This window comes from Cryobacterium shii (assembly GCF_004402595.1).
Lineage (GTDB): Bacteria > Actinomycetota > Actinomycetes > Actinomycetales > Microbacteriaceae > Cryobacterium > Cryobacterium shii.
Genome location: NZ_SOFY01000064.1, coordinates 1 through 15,180 on the forward strand (window position 1 = coordinate 1; position 15,180 = coordinate 15,180).

14 protein-coding genes and 1 pseudogene are annotated in these 15,180 nt (G+C 64.6%); 7 read left to right on the plus strand and 8 right to left on the minus strand.

All coding sequences use genetic code 11. The annotated features are described in order from the left end of the window. From istA to E3O49_RS11715, 4 genes and pseudogenes are all read right to left on the minus strand, one after another. A partial coding sequence (gene istA, locus E3O49_RS11700) for an IS21 family transposase (RefSeq protein ID WP_244285296.1) occupies positions 1-1,461 on the minus strand: 1,461 nt, incomplete at its 3' end. A gap of 221 nt (positions 1,462-1,682) precedes the next feature. Continuing rightward, positions 1,683-2,048, minus strand: coding sequence for a hypothetical protein (locus E3O49_RS11705; RefSeq protein WP_134451652.1), 366 nt, complete (start codon positions 2,046-2,048; stop codon positions 1,683-1,685). A 43-nt stretch (positions 2,049-2,091) separates the two neighbouring features. Then, a pseudogene (locus E3O49_RS11710) lies at positions 2,092-2,379 on the minus strand (TraM recognition domain-containing protein); the annotation flags it as partial. Between the two features lie 77 nt (positions 2,380-2,456). Further along, positions 2,457-2,864 carry a hypothetical protein gene (locus E3O49_RS11715; protein WP_134451653.1) on the minus strand — a complete coding sequence of 136 codons (408 nt, stop codon included), beginning with the start codon at positions 2,862-2,864 and terminating at the stop codon, positions 2,457-2,459. Positions 2,865-3,243: 379 nt separating this feature from the next. Between E3O49_RS11715 and E3O49_RS11720 the strand changes: the two genes are divergently transcribed. Next, on the plus strand, positions 3,244-3,816 hold the full coding sequence (locus E3O49_RS11720; RefSeq protein ID WP_244285297.1) for an RNA polymerase sigma factor: 573 nt from the start codon (positions 3,244-3,246) through the stop codon (positions 3,814-3,816). 69 nt (positions 3,817-3,885) lie between these two features. Beyond that, a complete protein-coding gene (locus E3O49_RS11725; protein ID WP_134434255.1) occupies positions 3,886-5,181 on the plus strand; it encodes a hypothetical protein in 1,296 nt (431 codons plus the stop codon). A gap of 75 nt (positions 5,182-5,256) precedes the next feature. On the opposite strand, the gene E3O49_RS11730 is transcribed toward E3O49_RS11725, so the two are convergent. Beyond that, a complete protein-coding gene (locus tag E3O49_RS11730; RefSeq protein ID WP_198416886.1) occupies positions 5,257-6,981 on the minus strand; it encodes a formate--tetrahydrofolate ligase in 1,725 nt (574 codons plus the stop codon). Positions 6,982-7,122: 141 nt separating this feature from the next. After that, positions 7,123-9,024, minus strand: coding sequence for an ABC transporter ATP-binding protein (locus E3O49_RS11735; protein ID WP_134368090.1), 1,902 nt, complete (start codon positions 9,022-9,024; stop codon positions 7,123-7,125). 329 nt (positions 9,025-9,353) lie between these two features. Between E3O49_RS11735 and E3O49_RS11740 the strand changes: the two genes are divergently transcribed. The 3 genes from E3O49_RS11740 to E3O49_RS11750 all read left to right on the plus strand — a co-directional run bounded on the left by E3O49_RS11740 (position 9,354) and on the right by E3O49_RS11750 (position 11,129). Further along, entirely contained in the window at positions 9,354-9,989 is a 636-nt protein-coding gene (locus E3O49_RS11740) for a hypothetical protein (RefSeq protein WP_134368089.1), read from the plus strand. Then, positions 9,986-10,714 carry a hypothetical protein gene (locus E3O49_RS11745; protein ID WP_134451655.1) on the plus strand — a complete coding sequence of 243 codons (729 nt, stop codon included), beginning with the start codon at positions 9,986-9,988 and terminating at the stop codon, positions 10,712-10,714. Before E3O49_RS11740 ends, E3O49_RS11745 begins: the two co-directional genes overlap by 4 nt. Before the next feature lie 205 nt (positions 10,715-10,919). Further along, positions 10,920-11,129, plus strand: coding sequence for a dienelactone hydrolase family protein (locus E3O49_RS11750; protein ID WP_255572884.1), 210 nt, complete (start codon positions 10,920-10,922; stop codon positions 11,127-11,129). A gap of 184 nt (positions 11,130-11,313) precedes the next feature. On the opposite strand, the gene E3O49_RS11755 is transcribed toward E3O49_RS11750, so the two are convergent. Then, positions 11,314-11,604: a DUF4287 domain-containing protein gene (locus tag E3O49_RS11755; RefSeq protein WP_134368086.1), complete on the minus strand. Its 291-nt coding sequence runs from the start codon at positions 11,602-11,604 to the stop codon at positions 11,314-11,316. A 659-nt stretch (positions 11,605-12,263) separates the two neighbouring features. On the opposite strand from E3O49_RS11755, the gene E3O49_RS11760 reads away from it, so the two are divergent. After that, entirely contained in the window at positions 12,264-12,839 is a 576-nt protein-coding gene (locus E3O49_RS11760; RefSeq protein ID WP_134451657.1) for a helix-turn-helix domain-containing protein, read from the plus strand. After that, positions 12,812-13,423, plus strand: a complete 612-nt coding sequence (locus E3O49_RS11765) for a hypothetical protein (protein ID WP_134451659.1) — start codon at positions 12,812-12,814, stop codon at positions 13,421-13,423. Before E3O49_RS11760 ends, E3O49_RS11765 begins: the two co-directional genes overlap by 28 nt. Before the next feature lie 921 nt (positions 13,424-14,344). On the opposite strand, the gene E3O49_RS11770 is transcribed toward E3O49_RS11765, so the two are convergent. Beyond that, the gene (locus tag E3O49_RS11770; protein ID WP_134368083.1) at positions 14,345-14,800 is read right to left on the minus strand and encodes a hypothetical protein; all 456 of its coding nucleotides are present in this window, start codon (positions 14,798-14,800) and stop codon (positions 14,345-14,347) included. Positions 14,801-15,180 lie beyond the last annotated feature (380 nt).

Below are 15,180 nucleotides of genomic sequence, written 5' to 3' on the forward strand. Positions count from 1 at the left end.
CGCGAGCGACTGCCCCTCGTCAGCGCGATGGGTCAGGGTTCGGGAGCTGTTCGAGCCGAGGATCGAGGCGAGGTCGCCGGTCGCGAAGCGGCCATAGGTCGCCGCCTCGCCCAGGGCCTCGTCGACTGCGGTCAGGCCGCTGATCTTGGCCAACGCAACCGCGTCGGCCATCTTCACGTTCATCCGCGTCGTGCCCGCCGCCGCGGCCTCAAGCAACCACGCCTTCGCGCCCGCGCCAATGCGCAGGAACTCCGCCTCCGCAGCGCTGCGGGCCTTGACCGCGTAGTCGCCCGGGACTCTCTCGCGGTGGTCGGGGAAGTGCGCGTCATCGATCGACGGGCTGCCCGGCCGAGCCCGCGGGTGCCGGGCAACCTCGACGGGCCCGTCGGCGCCGTGGTGCACGACGATGACCTGCTCGCCCTCGCCGACCCCGTGGCTGCGGACGAAGACCCGCGCGCCGAGCAGATGCGCGGGAACCGAGTACTGGCCGTTCTCGAACGTCACCATCGGGGTGTTGTCCGGGACGCTCCGTGAGAGGCCGAAGGAGACGGTGTGGGCGGTGTCGGGGATCCGGTGCAGCCGCGGCTGTTCCTCCTCGAGCATCGCGGCGGGCTTGCGCCGCGTGACCCGGTGCTCACGGTTGTTGACCTCGTCCATGAACGCCTCACAGGCCGCTTCAACCTCCGCGAACGACGCGTATTCCGGGCGCAGGTTGGTGTCCCGGGGCACGATGTCGGCCTTGGCGACCTTGACTGAGGACTCCGATCCGCCCTTCGTCGCCGGGTCCGCCGGCTGGCAGGTCAACACGGTGATGCCGTAGTGGCGGGCGAAGTCCACGGTCTGCTGGTTGCGCACCGGGACGCCGGCGATGTGGGAAACGGTGACCGTTTTCTCGTTGTCCGTGAGGACATAGGTCGGAGCTCCTCCAAGAATGCGGAGCGTGCGATCAAGGGCAGCGAACACGGTCGGGGCCGTCCGATCCCGGAGGGCGATCACGACCCGGAACCTCGACCAGGCCAGCCAGGCGACGAACAACACCGTTTTGCGGCCGTTGATGACGGGGCCATCGCCGAAGTCATACTGCAACCACATCCCCGGCTCCGTGATCCAGGGCCGGTGCACCCGGACCCGACCAAACCGGTAGGCCGTCCGGACCTGCGATACCGCCCGCCGGGTCGAACGCTCAGACCCCGTGTAACCGAGGGCGAGGAGCTTGTCGTGGGCCCGGTCGGCGCGGATCTTGCCCTTAGACGCCTCGACCCATTCCTCAATCTTGGGCAGGAACGGGTCCGTGACCCGGCCCCGATACGCCGGCTCCGCGATCGGCTTGCCCGCATCGCGGGCCTCGACGTGGCGGGCAACGGTGTGGTGCGAGCAGCCGGTGAGCTCGGCTGTGGCGCGCAACGATCTGGTCAGATCGTAGGCAGCAAGTATTTCCATGATTTCTCCGTCATGCTTCATTCAGGGCCTCTTCCTGGGCGACTTTGATGCGTCTTAGACACCGCAATCAAACCCCAGGGAGAGGCTCCCGCCGCTTAAGCAGCAGGGTTCAGAACAAGAAGTGGGCAGATCTCATGGCCACCAACGGGCAGTTCTACTGGCCGTCAGCGGGCAGTTCCGTGGCCGCCTATGGGCAGTTTGGCATGGCCGCTAACACTNCTCGACGGGGGTCGCGAAGGTCATCAAGCGCAATCGGCGACGATTTCGGCAAGTTTGTCGCTGTCGGCACGTGATGCCGTTCCCATCCGAATCGCGGTGTCGAGCTTCACGAATTCGTCATACGTGAACGCCTCTTCGACGGAGTCGAAACAAACATCGCACATGGACGTAGTTGCGCCAGGTTGCGTTTCGCACGACGTCACGAAGTTCGTCCGAACAGTGGCGGGGTACTCAGTGACATTTTGCTCGGAGCTCTGGTCGCGCTTTGGGGCGCTGGTCGCGGGAGCGTTGCTCTCGGGAGTTACGCGAGTCGCCGGCGCAGAGGCGCAGCCGACCAGGCCAAGAGTCAGAGCAAGGGCTAGGGCGGCGATCGAGTGGGCAGTGCGCACGTGAATGTTCCTCTCTTGAGCCGACGGCGATTGGTCGGCGGGTGCCGGCTGCGTTGTCGCTCCACTTCGTGCGTGCCTGCGCGAGTGACTGCAGCACGGGCATGGTTGTGATGCCGGTGCCACCGCCCTCAGCCATGAGAGTGGGGAGGGAGGGGAGTGGTGCGAGGTTTCCGATCTCGTCGAGCGCGAGCAGTAGAGGCGGGTCGAGTCGCGCACCCGCGCTTCGCGCGGCGATACGCCGGGCGGTCTCGACGAGGTCCTCGACGAGCGCCGATACGAGTGCGGCGGAGTTGTTTGATCCTGCGCCGGTTGCTACCGACCTCAGACCTCGTGCAGACAATGCCGTTCTTTGGGTTGAGGGCCGCTCCGATCGCATCTATCTCAATCAACGGACCGAGCAACTTGCTCCTAGCCTTCCATATGCTGGGCTGGCAGTCGGGAGCTCAAAGCCTTCCGCCGCGCCAGTTCATACCATTCCCATCCATCCTTCAGGCCGGTGCCTGCGTAGTCAGCCTCTGTCACATCGAGGACGAACATGCGCGGGGCGCTCACCACGTCCTGGATGCCTTGGTTTAGATCATTCAGGAGGCGGGCGTTGAGAGCCATGATCCCGAAGATGTTCTCCTTCAACGCATCGGGCCTGAGGTGAGTCAGCACGAGTAACACGGATTGTTGAACTCTGATCCAATCGTCGAAGTAAGCAAGGCTTCGCGGGGCATCCTTCTTGCCATCGAATAGGGAGTGGAGATATTTGTGCAGCCACTTTGGAAGGTCATACATCACAAGCAACACGCGGAGTTCTCTTGGCTCGGTCATGCTGGTGAGAGTAGCCCTACTTCTCGGTGGTCGTCGGTTGTGTTCTTGTGGAGGAAAAAATGTCAGCTGGCCGAGGAAAACGCTATTCCGATAGCGCTAACTTCCCCGCCATGCTGCCTTCCGTGAACAGCCCACCAAAGGGGGCGTTCGCGAAACTCTTCACGAAACGGTCCGGTCGAAACAAAAAGAAATCGCTCCTGAGGCTTCTCAGGAGCGATTTCTGGTTTAAAGAGTTCTCGCGTCCGGTTTCGGTCGCAATTCTTGAATTGCGAGCGGGATTTTTGCGGGGGTTGAAGTTCGTCAGCAGGATGGTGACGCGACCTCCGAAAATTCGGGGCGCTGCGTGCAAGACTTACGGCGGAAGCGACATATTCAGTATGTGAGGATCGCCAACACCCCAGCCACCGCCGACATGAGCGAGGGAGCGGCGATGCCTGAGAGCGCGGGCCCGGCCGAGACGGCGGCCGATGTCGACTGGTTCACCGTGATCGTCCGGGAGCACTCGACTGCGCTCGTGCGCTACTTCGCCCGCCGCGGACCGCGTCAGGATGCCGAGGATCTGGCCGCTGAGGTCTTCGCGACAGCTTGGCGACGGCGCAATGACCTGCCACGGGAGGCGGTGCTGCCGTGGCTGTATCGCACGGCGGGATTCACCCTCGCGAATTCGCGCAGGAAGCACATCGATCTTCCCGTCGACGCGGTGCCCGAGTCGGGTGCGGTTCGAATCGACGGCGATCCGGAATTGAACCTCCTATTCGATGCGGAACTCCGCGGTGCGCTTGCAAGCGTGGGGGAGCGAGACCGGCAGATCCTTCTCCTGCACGCGTGGGAAGGTCTCGACGGGGCCGAGCTCGCCGGCGTGCTCGGTATCTCCCGATCCGGGGCGGACGCCGCGCTGTCGCGCGCGCGTAAGCGATTGCGAGAAGCCTGGGGCGAGCGGATGTCGTTCTAGGGCTTCTGCAAGATTCGGCACGCCCCGCACATATAACAGGTGAACCGAAAATTCCGGAGGCTGATCGATATGAACGACGACGACAAACAACGAGACCTGGTTGCCCGGCTGCGTGCCGCCGACCCAGCGGGGGATGTCGAGGCGCGTGCCGGGTTCGCCGACGAGGTCGTCGCTCGGATGACCGGTTCTGAGGCTGAACCGATGGCCGGATCGGCACCCGCGGCCGACCTGGCCCAGGCACGAGCAAGCCGACGGCCACGCTGGCTCCCGTTCGTCGCGGTCGCGGCGTCGATTGCGATCGTGGGTGGCGCGGGATACGGGATCGGAGCGACCACAGGCGGGCCAATGAGCCTCGCCGACGGCGCTGCACCGCCCATCACTCTGCAGTCCAACGGGGGCCCCGAAAGCGTTACGCAAGGCGGAATAGAGCCAGCCGTGGGCTCTGGCGCCGCTACCGACCAGAAGATGTCTCCCTTGACCTACCCCTACGGATCCGGCCGGAACGCCTTCAGCGCGTCCAGTCTTGGCACCCAGACGGGCACAGCTCAGTCCTACGCCTACGACCCCCGTTCGGCATCCAGCTCAGACAAGGTCACCGCGCTCGCCGCGGCGCTCGGCATCGGGTTACCAGTCGAACTGCGAGACGGCCGCTGGGTCGCCGGCCCGCAGGACGGCAGCGCCCCGAGCCTGTCAGTGAGTCTCGACGGCATGCTGTCCTTCTACTTCCAGAACCCGGAGGTGAACCCGTGGCAGTGCGAGGGTGATCAGGTCTGCGAGCCGACCAGCGAGCCGCCCAGCGAAGACGCTGCGATCGGAGCACTTCGCGCGCTCCTCGTCGCCGCCGGCCGGGACCCCGCCACGTTCGAATTTACCTCTCAGGTGTGGGAAGGCTCTCCCACGCGAGCCGCCGAGGCAAAACCGGTCATCGACGGGCAGCAGCTCGACCAAGGTTGGTCATTGGAGATGGCAGAAGATGGTGTCGTCTCCGCCAACGGTGCCCTCGCCGACGTCGTTGCTCTGGGGATGTACCCGGTGGTAAGTGAGCAAGAGGGCTTCGAACGACTCTCAGACCCGCGGTTCAGCGGAGCACCGACGGTTCTGCCGATGGCCCTCCGTGATCAGGCGTTGACGACCGAGGAGTGGGTGGCGCCGATGGAGCCACCCGCGACACCAGTCGCCGGTACCTCGGTCTCATGGCCCGTGAACAAGGTTGAGATCGTCAGCGCACAGCTCGGTCTCGCCAGCCAGTGGCAGCCGGACGGGAGCGTCCTGGTGGTCCCCGCGTACGCGTTCACGGATGCCGAGGGCGGCACCTGGTCGGTTCTCGCCGTCGAGGAATCGATGCTCGACTTCCGGGCTTTTTAGACCATCGTTCACTGCCGGTTCGTGGGCGGGGAAGGCTTCATCGAGAAGCCCGACGTGCCCGGCCGGGTCCGCCGATCAGGACAACCCGACGATCTCGCCGTTGTCGTCGATGTCGATGCGTTCGGCTGCCGGTGCGGACGAGAGACCAGGCATGGTGCGCATGTCGCCGCAGATGGGATAGATGAACCCGGCCCCGATCGACGCACGCACCTCACGCACCGGCAGTCGCCACCCGGTGGGTGCTCCCTTGATTTTGGGGTCGGCCGACAGGGACAGGTGTGTCTTGGCGATGCACACCGGCAGGCTGCCGAAGCCTGCCCGCTCGTACTTGTCGAGTTGCCGAGCTGCCAGAGGCGAGAGGTCCAAGCCGTCGGCGCCGTACATCTCGCGCGCGATCACATCGATCTTGTCGACCAAGGGAAGTTCGTCGGGATAGAGCCGGTGGAAGCTCGACGGTTCAGCGCAGGCCTCCGCAACCGCCTCGGCCAGCTCGACCGCACCCCTGCCGCCTTCGGTGAAGTGGTAGCTGATCGCCGCGCGCACACCTTCCTCTGCCGCGACGTCCATGATCGCTTGATGCTCACTGTCGTAGTCGGTGGGAAATGCGTTCACCGCAATGACCGGCGTCACTCCGTGCCGTCGGATGTTGGCGATCTGCCGGCGCAGGTTCGCTGCCCCGGCGATGACGTCGTCGGGATTCTCGGCGAGCATCTCCGGTGGCAGCGGTCGGCCGGCGACGACCCGGTACTTGTTTGAGTGAGTTTTCAGATCACGCACGGTCGCGACGATGACGGCGGCATCCGGCGCCAGCCCGGAGGCACGGCACTTGATATTGAAGAACTTTTCCGCGCCGATGTCTGCACCGAACCCCGCCTCGGTGATGAGGTAGTCGCCGGCATGGATGCCGATCAGATCGGCGACGACCGAGGAGTTACCGGTGGCGATGTTCCCGAACGGACCGCTGTGGACGAGCACTGGCGTCTGCTCCACGGTCTGCATCAGGTTCGGCTTGATGGCGTCCTTGAGTATCGCGGTCATGGCGCCGGCCGCCTTGAGCATCTCGGCGGTCACCGGTTCGCCGCCGCGGTTGTAGCCGACGACGATTCTTCCCATCCGTTCACGGAGATCCCGCAACGACGTGCACAGCGACAACAACGCCATCACCTCGCTGGCTGCGGTGATGTCGAAACCGGATTGGAACGGATTGCCGTCGTCAGGACCGCCGAGCCCGGTGATGATGGTGCGCAGCTCGCGATCGTTGACGTCGAGGACACGTCGCCAGGTGATCTCATGGGGGTCGAACCCGAGACGGTTTCCCTTGTGGATGTGGTTGCCGATCATCGCCGACAATAGATTGTGGGCCGCGGTAACGGCGTGCGTGTCGCCGGTCAGGTGCAGGTTCAGTGCCTCCATCGGGACCACCTGAGCGTAGCCGCCACCAGCGGCTCCGCCCTTGATGCCGAACGTCGGCCCCATCGACGGCTGCCGTATCGCGACGATCCCGAGCTTGTCGATGTGCCGGAAGCCCTGACCGAGCCCGACCGCGGTGGTCGTCTTGCCCGACCCGAGTGGAGTCGGCGTGATTGCGGTGACGACGACATACTTGGCCCGTGGACGGTCACGGAGCTCATCGATCGCATCGAGGGAGATCTTCGACGCCGCACTTCCGTGCGGTTCCAGCAGGTGTGGACCGATGCCCATGTCGGCTGCAACCTCTTCAAGCGGGCGACGGGCCGCAGCGCGCGAGATAGCGAGATCCGACGGCATCGCCGTGGTGATTGATCGAGATGGCTTGAACATGGTGCCTCCTCAGCGACTCAGCGCCTCTGGGGCCTGGTGACCCCAGCGTACTGTCAGGCCAGTCGTCATCAGTCCCCATCAAACGAAACGTGATGAGACGACTTTCCGAGACGCTCGGGGCAGGGGCACCGAGCTCAGCGACTAGGTCCGGCTCAGCGCTTCCTCATCGGCCGCATCATTCTTCTGCACGGCGAATTGGGTCCGGTGCAATTCCTCGTACCGCCCACCCACAGCCAGCAGTTCCTCGTGCGTACCGCGCTCCACGATCGAGCCGTCCTCAACCACGAGGATCAGGTCCGCGCTGCGGATGGTGGAGAGGCGGTGTGCGATCACCATCGCCGTCCGTCCCTCGAGCGCCTCGCTGAGCGCCGCCTGCACGGCGGCCTCAGACGTCGAGTCCAGCGCCGCCGTCGCCTCGTCGAGGATGACGACGCGCGGCTGGGCGAGCAGGAGCCTCGCGATGGTCATCCGCTGGCGCTCACCCCCGGACAGCCGGTAGCCACGCTCTCCGACCATGGTGTCCAGCTGGTCCGGCAGGGACCGGATGAGCGGCTCGAGCCGCGCACGGCGGACGGCGTCCCACACCTCGTCGTCGGACGCCTCCGGCCTCGCGAGGCGCAGATTGGAGAGGATGGTCTCGTGGAACAGGTGGCCGTCTTGCGTCACCATGCCCAGGCTGTGCCGCATGGAGACGAAAGTGACATCGCGGACATCCGTCCCCGCGAGGCGCACGGCGCCGCTGTCGACGTCATACAGGCGCGAGAGGAGCTGCGCAATTGTGGACTTGCCGGCACCGGACGTACCAACGAGGGCAACGGTCTGCCCCGGCTCAATCCTGAAGGACACGCCGTGCAGCACCTCCTCGCCGCCGCGGGTGTCTAGCGTGGCAACCTCCTCGAGAGAGGCGAGGGACACTTTGTCCGCGGACGGGTAGGCGAAGCGGACGTTGTCGAACTCGACGGCCACTGGGCCTTCGGGGACGGCGACGGCGTCGGGCTTCTCCTTGATGAGCGGGTCGAGGTCCAGCACCTCGAAGACGCGCTCGAAGCTGACCACCGCGCTCATGATCTCCACCCGTGCGTTTGCGAGGCTGGTGAGCGGCGCGTAGAGGCGGGTGAGGAGGAGCGCCAGGGTGACCACGTCACCGGTATTCAGCTGGCCGGCGAGTGCGAGGGAGCCGCCGAGCCCGTACACGAGGGCGAGGGCGAGTGCGGAGACGAGCATCAGTGCGGTGAAGAAGACGAACTGCAGCATCGCGGTCCGGACCCCGATGTCGCGGACGCGGGCGGCGCGGACGCGGAACTCCTCGGCCTCCTCGTCGGGCCGGCCGAACAGCTTGACGAGGGTGGCGCCGGGCGCGGAGAAGCGCTCGGTCATCTGCGTGCTCATGGCGGAATTGTGATCGGCGGCCTCGCGGCGCAGCGCGGCGAGGCGGCTGCCCATGCGGCGCGCGGGTACCAGGAAGATGGGGAGCATGATCATGGCGAGAACCGTCACGAGCCAGGACGTGCTGAGCATGACGATCAGGGTGAGCGTCAGCGCCACGAGGTTCGTGACCACGCCGGACAGCGTGCCGCTGAAGGCCTGCTGGGCGCCGATCACATCGTTGTTGAGGCGGCTCACGAGGGCGCCCGTCCGCGTGCGGGTGAAGAACGCGATCGGCATCTTCTGCACGTGGTTGAAGACGGAGGTGCGGAGGTCCAAAATCACGCCCTCGCCGATCCGCGCCGAGTACCAGCGCGTCACGAGTGACACGGCGGCGTCGGCCACGGCCACGAGGGCGATGACGACGGCGAGCCAAACGATCGTGGTGACCTCGCCCTGGGCGACGATGACGTCGACCACCTGGCCGGCGAGTACCGGCGTCGCGACCGCGAGGAAAGCTCCCACGATGGAGAGGGCGATGAAGATCAGCAGCTTGGACCGGTAGGGCACCGCGAACGTCATGATCCGCCGCACGGACTCACGGGAGAAGCCGTGCTTGCCGTCCCTGGCGGTCGAGATCTTGTGCAGCGAGCTCCAGGCCGCGCCTTCCATGCTCATTGAGGTTCCTTCCGTGGGCAAACGACCAGTTTAGTTGGCGAGTTGCCCGAGCTTTGCGACGCGGCTGCCGAGGTGACGCGCGGTGCGCCGGTCAGGACCGCGTCGGGTCCGCGGTCATTCCACGACTGTGCGCCGGCTCCCCCCGTCATGACCCAGAAACCTCGTGTGACAGGACTGCACAGGGGCTTGGCGGACCAGGGCGCGACGGAGGTGGTCGCGCTGCGGGCCGGGAGTTGGGCCGTCCCTCATCTGGACGAGCCTGACACATTCATTGGTGCTGTCGCTTGTCACAAGGGTTTCAGCGGTTGTACCCTTGTGACATGTTGAGTGTGAAAGAGTACGCCGCCCGCCAGGACATCTCTGTCGCGCGCGTGCACCAGCTGATCCGCGAGGGCAAGGTCGATGCCGAGAAGATCGGCTCAAGCTGGGGAATCGACGAGTCGGAGCTCCGGCGGCAGCCTCCGCTCTCCCGCCCGCTGAGCCCGGCCAACTCATGGTCGCTCATCGCTCTGCTGTCGGGCGTCGAACCCGAGAACATGGAGGCGAAGGCTCGCTGGCTCCTGAATCGCAAGTGCGCTGCCCTCGCAGAAAGCAATGCGCCGGCCCTCCTCCTTGCCAGTTGGCTCCGGAATCGCGCACCGGTCCGTGCCTTGCACGCGAACGCCGATGATCTCGGTGACCTCCGCAGCGACAAGCGAATAGTCCTCTCCGGAATCAGTGACGACCGCGCGGGGCTCAGCAGCGAACATGAGGTTGAAGCGTATGTTGACCCCGAGATCGCCCAGCAGCTCATCAACGAGTACCTGTTGGTGAAGGCGAAGAACGCGAATGTCTGGCTCCACCTGGCTCGCGTCCAAGCTGACGCCGACGGGCGAGGGCCGCTGGGCCTTGTCCTCGCTGACCTCGCCGACCACGCCGGGCCACGCGAAAGCCAGCGGATCAAGGAACTGCTGAGCAACCGATGACCGTCATCGACATGCCGGTACTCGGTCCGAGGTCCTCGCTGGCTTGGCACGCCCTTTTCGACCTATCCGAGAAGGTGCCGAATAACTGGTGCCTGGTTGGCGGCCAGATGGTGCACATCTGGTGCGTCGAACGCGACACCACGCCGAACCGGCCGACCGACGACGCGGATGCTGTCCTGGATGTGCGCGCGCAGCCGACCATCCTCCATCAGGTCACCAAGGCCCTCGTTGACATCGGCTTCGAGTCCGCCGGTGAAAGCCCAGAAGGCCATCAGCACCGGTGGACCCGTGGCGATGCCACCATCGACGTCCTCATCGCCGAGCACGTCGGTGAGAAGGCCGCAGCACGACGAGGAGTCACAGGCGGCACCACCCTGGAAGCCCGAGGATCCAACCAAGCAATCGACCGAGCCGAGCTGGTCACCGTCAACCATGACGGGCGCCAGGCCCAGATCTGGCGGCCGAACCTGCTCGGAGCACTCGTCCTCAAAGCTGCCGCATTCACCGTGCCGCTTGACCAAGGCGTCAAACGGCATCTCATAGACTTCGCCGTCCTCAGCACCCTGGTCACCCGTGGAGACCAGCTGGCCGTGCAGATGAGCAAGCGGGACCGCCAGCTGCTCGGTAACGCGATCGGGGCCATCCGAATGGATGGGACAATCGTCCCCGCCATCGACGGGGCTGACCTTGGAATCGAACGGCTGACCATCGCGCTGAACGCGTAGCATGGCCGCCGGTGGCCGGATGGCCGGCTCAGTCCTTGCTCAAGTGTCTCGCCCCGGGTTTTGTGGAGGCTCGGGTAGGTCCTTTCCATCACGGTGATGGTGGGCGTTTGTGAGTAGTAGTTGCTCTCGGCTGCGATGGGTGGGAGGTAGCTGCGTCCCAGTCTCGGAGTTCGGCTCCGCCTGGCCCGACGGCGTGCCGGTACAAGTGCACGGCATGAACGCCGATCCGATCTTCGTCGGCGAGGGCGATATCAACGCAGCACGGGTGCTCGTGGAGTCGACTGGTTCCGCTGAGCTTTTCCTCTATCCCGGCGACAAACACTATTTCGCCGACAGCTCGTTGCCGTCGTACGACGCGGCCGCGGCCGCGCTGCTACTGCACCGCACGCTGACGTTTCTCCGATCCGTCGGATGAGCGTGGAATCGAAATCGCGGCGCCGCCCTGCTGGCAGGCGATCCTAACAGGGCCTTCCCGGTCTTGGGAGAGGAACCCCGCCACCTGGCCCCGCACGAAGCGTGAGGCGTAGTGCCCCCAAACCGAACGGTCAGCGGGAGCTGAGAGCCGTCCAAACGAACAGCGGCGGCCAGGTGCGAATGGCTCACGCGGGGCGGTTCTGCTTCCCGTCGAGCCACAGCGTGTCGGATGGGTCGCTGTGCGCCGTACCGGTACCCACATGCTTGGTGTCGATCTTTTCGCCGTTCTTGATGACGTGCACCAGCGCCATGGCATGGCCGCGGCCCAAGTCGAAGTCCGCTTTTAGCCAATCGACGATCACCCCGGCTTTCGTGGACGGATCGTCGAAACCCTTCGCCTGGGCCAGCGCGATGAACTGGCGCGGGGTCAGTCCCGTCTTGTCTTCGATGTTGTCGAGGTACGCTTGGAATGACATTTCTACTCCTCTGCCGGTGGTGCTGAGATCCGTAGGTCGCACGCGCAACGAGATTCGATCGTTTGATTAACGTATGCCGCGCGGTGGGAATCGCACCGGCCAGGTCAGAAACAAACCCTGACCAAGTGAAAAACTCGCTGGCTTGCGAGGGTGACCGAAAGTGGCAAGAAATCAGCCGCCCATTGGAAAGCAACCGTCGCAACGCTGCCGTCGTCGTTCGGGCCAAGAAAGCGGATCTCGTCACCCTCGTTCCAGCCGCCCTCGTAGGTCGATCCCTCGTGGAAGGCGCCCGTCCATTCACGTCCAGACGTGCTGCGCGGGAGCGTCGACATCGACGCTGAACCGAAGATTATCCATGCTCGCTTTTTTAACTGAGACACTCTGGCGGCGCAATAACGCCTACAGGGCCGGTTCGTCGACGAGCTTCGCAACGTCGCGGGCGGCGAAGTCCCCGTCACGGCCTGGTCACTCACCGAGGCTGGCTCTGACCCGAAGCCCTGACCCGGAACCCGTCGAGACCTGAGTATCGAAACCTCGGGGCAGTGGCGTCCCTGCAGGCCAATCCTGCCGGTGCAGGCCAGACCCTCAGGCACGGGTTGCATCGAGTGCGCGCTAGAATATGATGTGAAAGTCATATTGGAAATAAGGAGGAGGCGATTGTGGCAGCTTCATCTACTCTCGTCCGCGCCGCTCGCCGGAGCAAACGCCTCACTCAGGCGAGACTCGCAGAGCTAACCGGCATTGACCAGGCCAGCGTCTCCCATCATGAGCGTGGACGGGATGCTGCCTACAGTACGATCGATCGGCTGCTTGCCGGCGCCGGACACCGCCTGTATGCCGCTCCCACGCGTCGTGATGACGCTGCCAGCGCCGCAGAGGCGATCAGAGAGTATCTTCGAGCGAAGGATACAGACCGCGCGCTCCGGGCTTTGCTTCAGTTGAACGATAATCTCATCGCCGAACACGGACTCGTTCGAGGAATCCTTGGGCTGACAGAGCCGGAACCCACCGGCGATCATATGTGGGATGCCGCCATCGCGGCTCTCGTGGCATGGCGGCTCAATCAAGAGAACATCCCGCTGCCTGGATGGGTCAACAACCCCGATCGCGCACTGACCGAACCTGTCGTGTTCCGGGTCGACCCGGCCGACCCCGCGCCCGAACGTGATGACGTGCCGAACGAGTTCGCCGAACGCGGCGTTCTTGCATGGGCAGATACCTTCGCGAGCGTCTGATGTCCGGCACCGCGCTGGACCGCAACGCGATCATCATCGGCCTCCGTGATCTCGTCGCCGAGCTTCGTAATTCGGGTGAGGTGGCCGGCATCCGTCTCGTGGGCGGTGCGGCGCTCGCCCTGTGCTACTTCGATCGGGGGACCACGCAGGACCTGGACGTCCTTCACGTCCGCCCCGGCTCGGACGATTCCGTCGCTGCCGCCGCCGAACGAGTCGCACTGAAGCATGGGTGGGACGCGAAGTGGCTAAACTTCGAGGTCACGAAGGCCGATGCCGTCCCGACCCTCGGCCGCGTCGTCGAGTGGGAGACAATTTACGATCAGGACGGCATCGTCATTCAAGTGGCATCCAAACAGGGGATGCTTGCAATGAAGCTTCGCGCGAACCGCCCCGGACGCGACACTCGCGATATCCGGCTTCTGCTCGCTCTCTGTCAGGTGCACACGCTCGAGGACGCGGAGGAACTCTATGAAGAGTTTTACCCCGGTGATGCCCTAGTTCCACGTGCGGAAAAGATCGTGAACGCCATCCTCAACGGCGAACCAACGCCGGCACCGCCGTCGCCCGGCCCGATAAACATCTGAGTCGTCTTGCCGTGCCCCCCGTGAGGCCAACGAATCGACTTATCGCCGAACCCGTCGAGCCGACATTCGTCATCCGACCCGGCGAACGCCTACCCAGAACGATCGCCGTGGACGCGGGAGATGTTCACATGAACACGGCGTGGCCCGGCAGCGAAGTCGAAACCACCCTCATGAGCTGCGGTCCGTTGCCGCACAGTGGCGCGACCTCGTAGACCTCTAGACCGGCCGCGACGGGCAGGGCCGCGACGGGCAGGGCCGTAACTCACATCCGGGTGGGGAGGGGAGTACGTCCATGTCGCGAGCGGCATCCGGGGTTCCTGGGGGCGAGCATCTCTTCGCTTTCCGAGCCGTCTGCGCTCACCATGAACGGCCGTAGCCGCGTGATTGCTGGGATGCCCGTGCCCCCACCCACTTCGAACGCCCGCGGGAGTGATGGTGCGCGGTTCGAGACGGCTACCGTCGGCGGACGCGGATTTGATGCCGCTCCAGGACTCAGGCTCGCCTTTTCTGTTTATCCGATCGTCCTCGATGTTGGCGTGATTCTGACGGACGGAACCCTCGCCTGCCCTCCCAGGAGAGTCCACCGGGCGATGCCGCTTCCAAGCAGCATGGTCTGGGTGTTGAGCGGCTTTGGTTCGGTCTCCCACTGCACGGCAGCGAGCTCATAATTGTCATTCCGGTCGATCATTGCGTTCGGTGAGCCGTACACCACGTCACCTTCATCCAGTTGACCAGGTGTCGCACTCTCGAACAGGGCGGTTGCTGGTGCGGTGAGAATCGCCAAAAACTTCGACTCCGCCGAGACCTCAAGGAGGTCGGGCTCCGCTCCCGAGTACCCGACTGACGGTGTTCGCGCGACTCGTTGGCCTGCCTTTGCGTCTGTCCAGTTGCCTTCCAGAAATCCGGTGAATTGCGCCGATCCTACGACGTGGATAATTTGGCGGGCTCGCCCCTCGGTTTTCCCCGCTCGACATGGTCCATCGCGGCGGCCGCGAAGATGTCTTGGATGCCGGTGCCATCGAGGTTCTTCGCAATCCCTTCGAGGTCGTTCAACCGGGCGCCACAGTAAAGGACGATCGTGAAAGGAGGATCGGGAGCCTCTGCGTGACTCGTGGCGAACGCATTTATCTCCACTTCACCGCTTGACGACATCATCCATTGGAGCCGCACGATGACATCCCTATCCAGTGGATCTACTGACGCCTCTGGCGCCCCTTCTGCGACGCTCTGCCCGACCTTGATATCGAGCGGGTTCTCCGGCAGGTCAATGTCCGCAGAGCCCGTTCCCAGGACCCCGAAGACGACCCCACCAGTGACGAGACCGAGGATGACCAGCCACTCGAATGCGACGAGTCTCCCCGTCCGTGCATGGCCCACCGGCACCTCCTCGGGTCGTCAGCGTCCCGTCATTCGTCGCAGCGTACTCCCGCGGCTCGGGTGCCGCGCACCCCTGCCGGCTGCCGTCGGTGTGAGCCTCGAGCGATCGGACTAATGGTCAGGCCGTCAAGCCGCCCGGACGAGGACCAATCGGATAGCGAACGTTGTGCGGGCACTCTTGATAAGTGGCCCGCGCTCTTGGCCGTATTGCCAACGTGCTGTTCGGATGGATCGGAGCCGAAGGATCCTAAGGCCGCACATCCGGTGGCACCAGTGATGGGACATCCGTCACCAAATCCACGCACCGAGAGACCGGCTTTTGTCGGGGTTCGCCACACCGCCGATGGTCGAGATTGTCCGTGTTTTTGCCAGGCTCAATC

What these genes read in the sequence shown, in the direction of transcription:
- E3O49_RS11715 (WP_134451653.1), bottom strand. Translation starts at nt 2,864, where the DNA reads ATGACCGAGCCAAGAGAACTCCGCGTGTTGCTTGTGATGTATGACCTT.
- E3O49_RS11725 (WP_134434255.1), top strand. Translation starts at nt 3,886, where the DNA reads ATGAACGACGACGACAAACAACGAGACCTGGTTGCCCGGCTGCGTGCC.
- E3O49_RS11730 (WP_198416886.1), bottom strand. Translation starts at nt 6,981, where the DNA reads ATGTTCAAGCCATCTCGATCAATCACCACGGCGATGCCGTCGGATCTC.
- E3O49_RS11735 (WP_134368090.1), bottom strand. Translation starts at nt 9,024, where the DNA reads ATGAGCATGGAAGGCGCGGCCTGGAGCTCGCTGCACAAGATCTCGACC.
- E3O49_RS11745 (WP_134451655.1), top strand. Translation starts at nt 9,986, where the DNA reads ATGACCGTCATCGACATGCCGGTACTCGGTCCGAGGTCCTCGCTGGCT.
- E3O49_RS11755 (WP_134368086.1), bottom strand. Translation starts at nt 11,604, where the DNA reads ATGTCATTCCAAGCGTACCTCGACAACATCGAAGACAAGACGGGACTG.
- E3O49_RS11765 (WP_134451659.1), top strand. Translation starts at nt 12,812, where the DNA reads ATGGGCAGATACCTTCGCGAGCGTCTGATGTCCGGCACCGCGCTGGAC.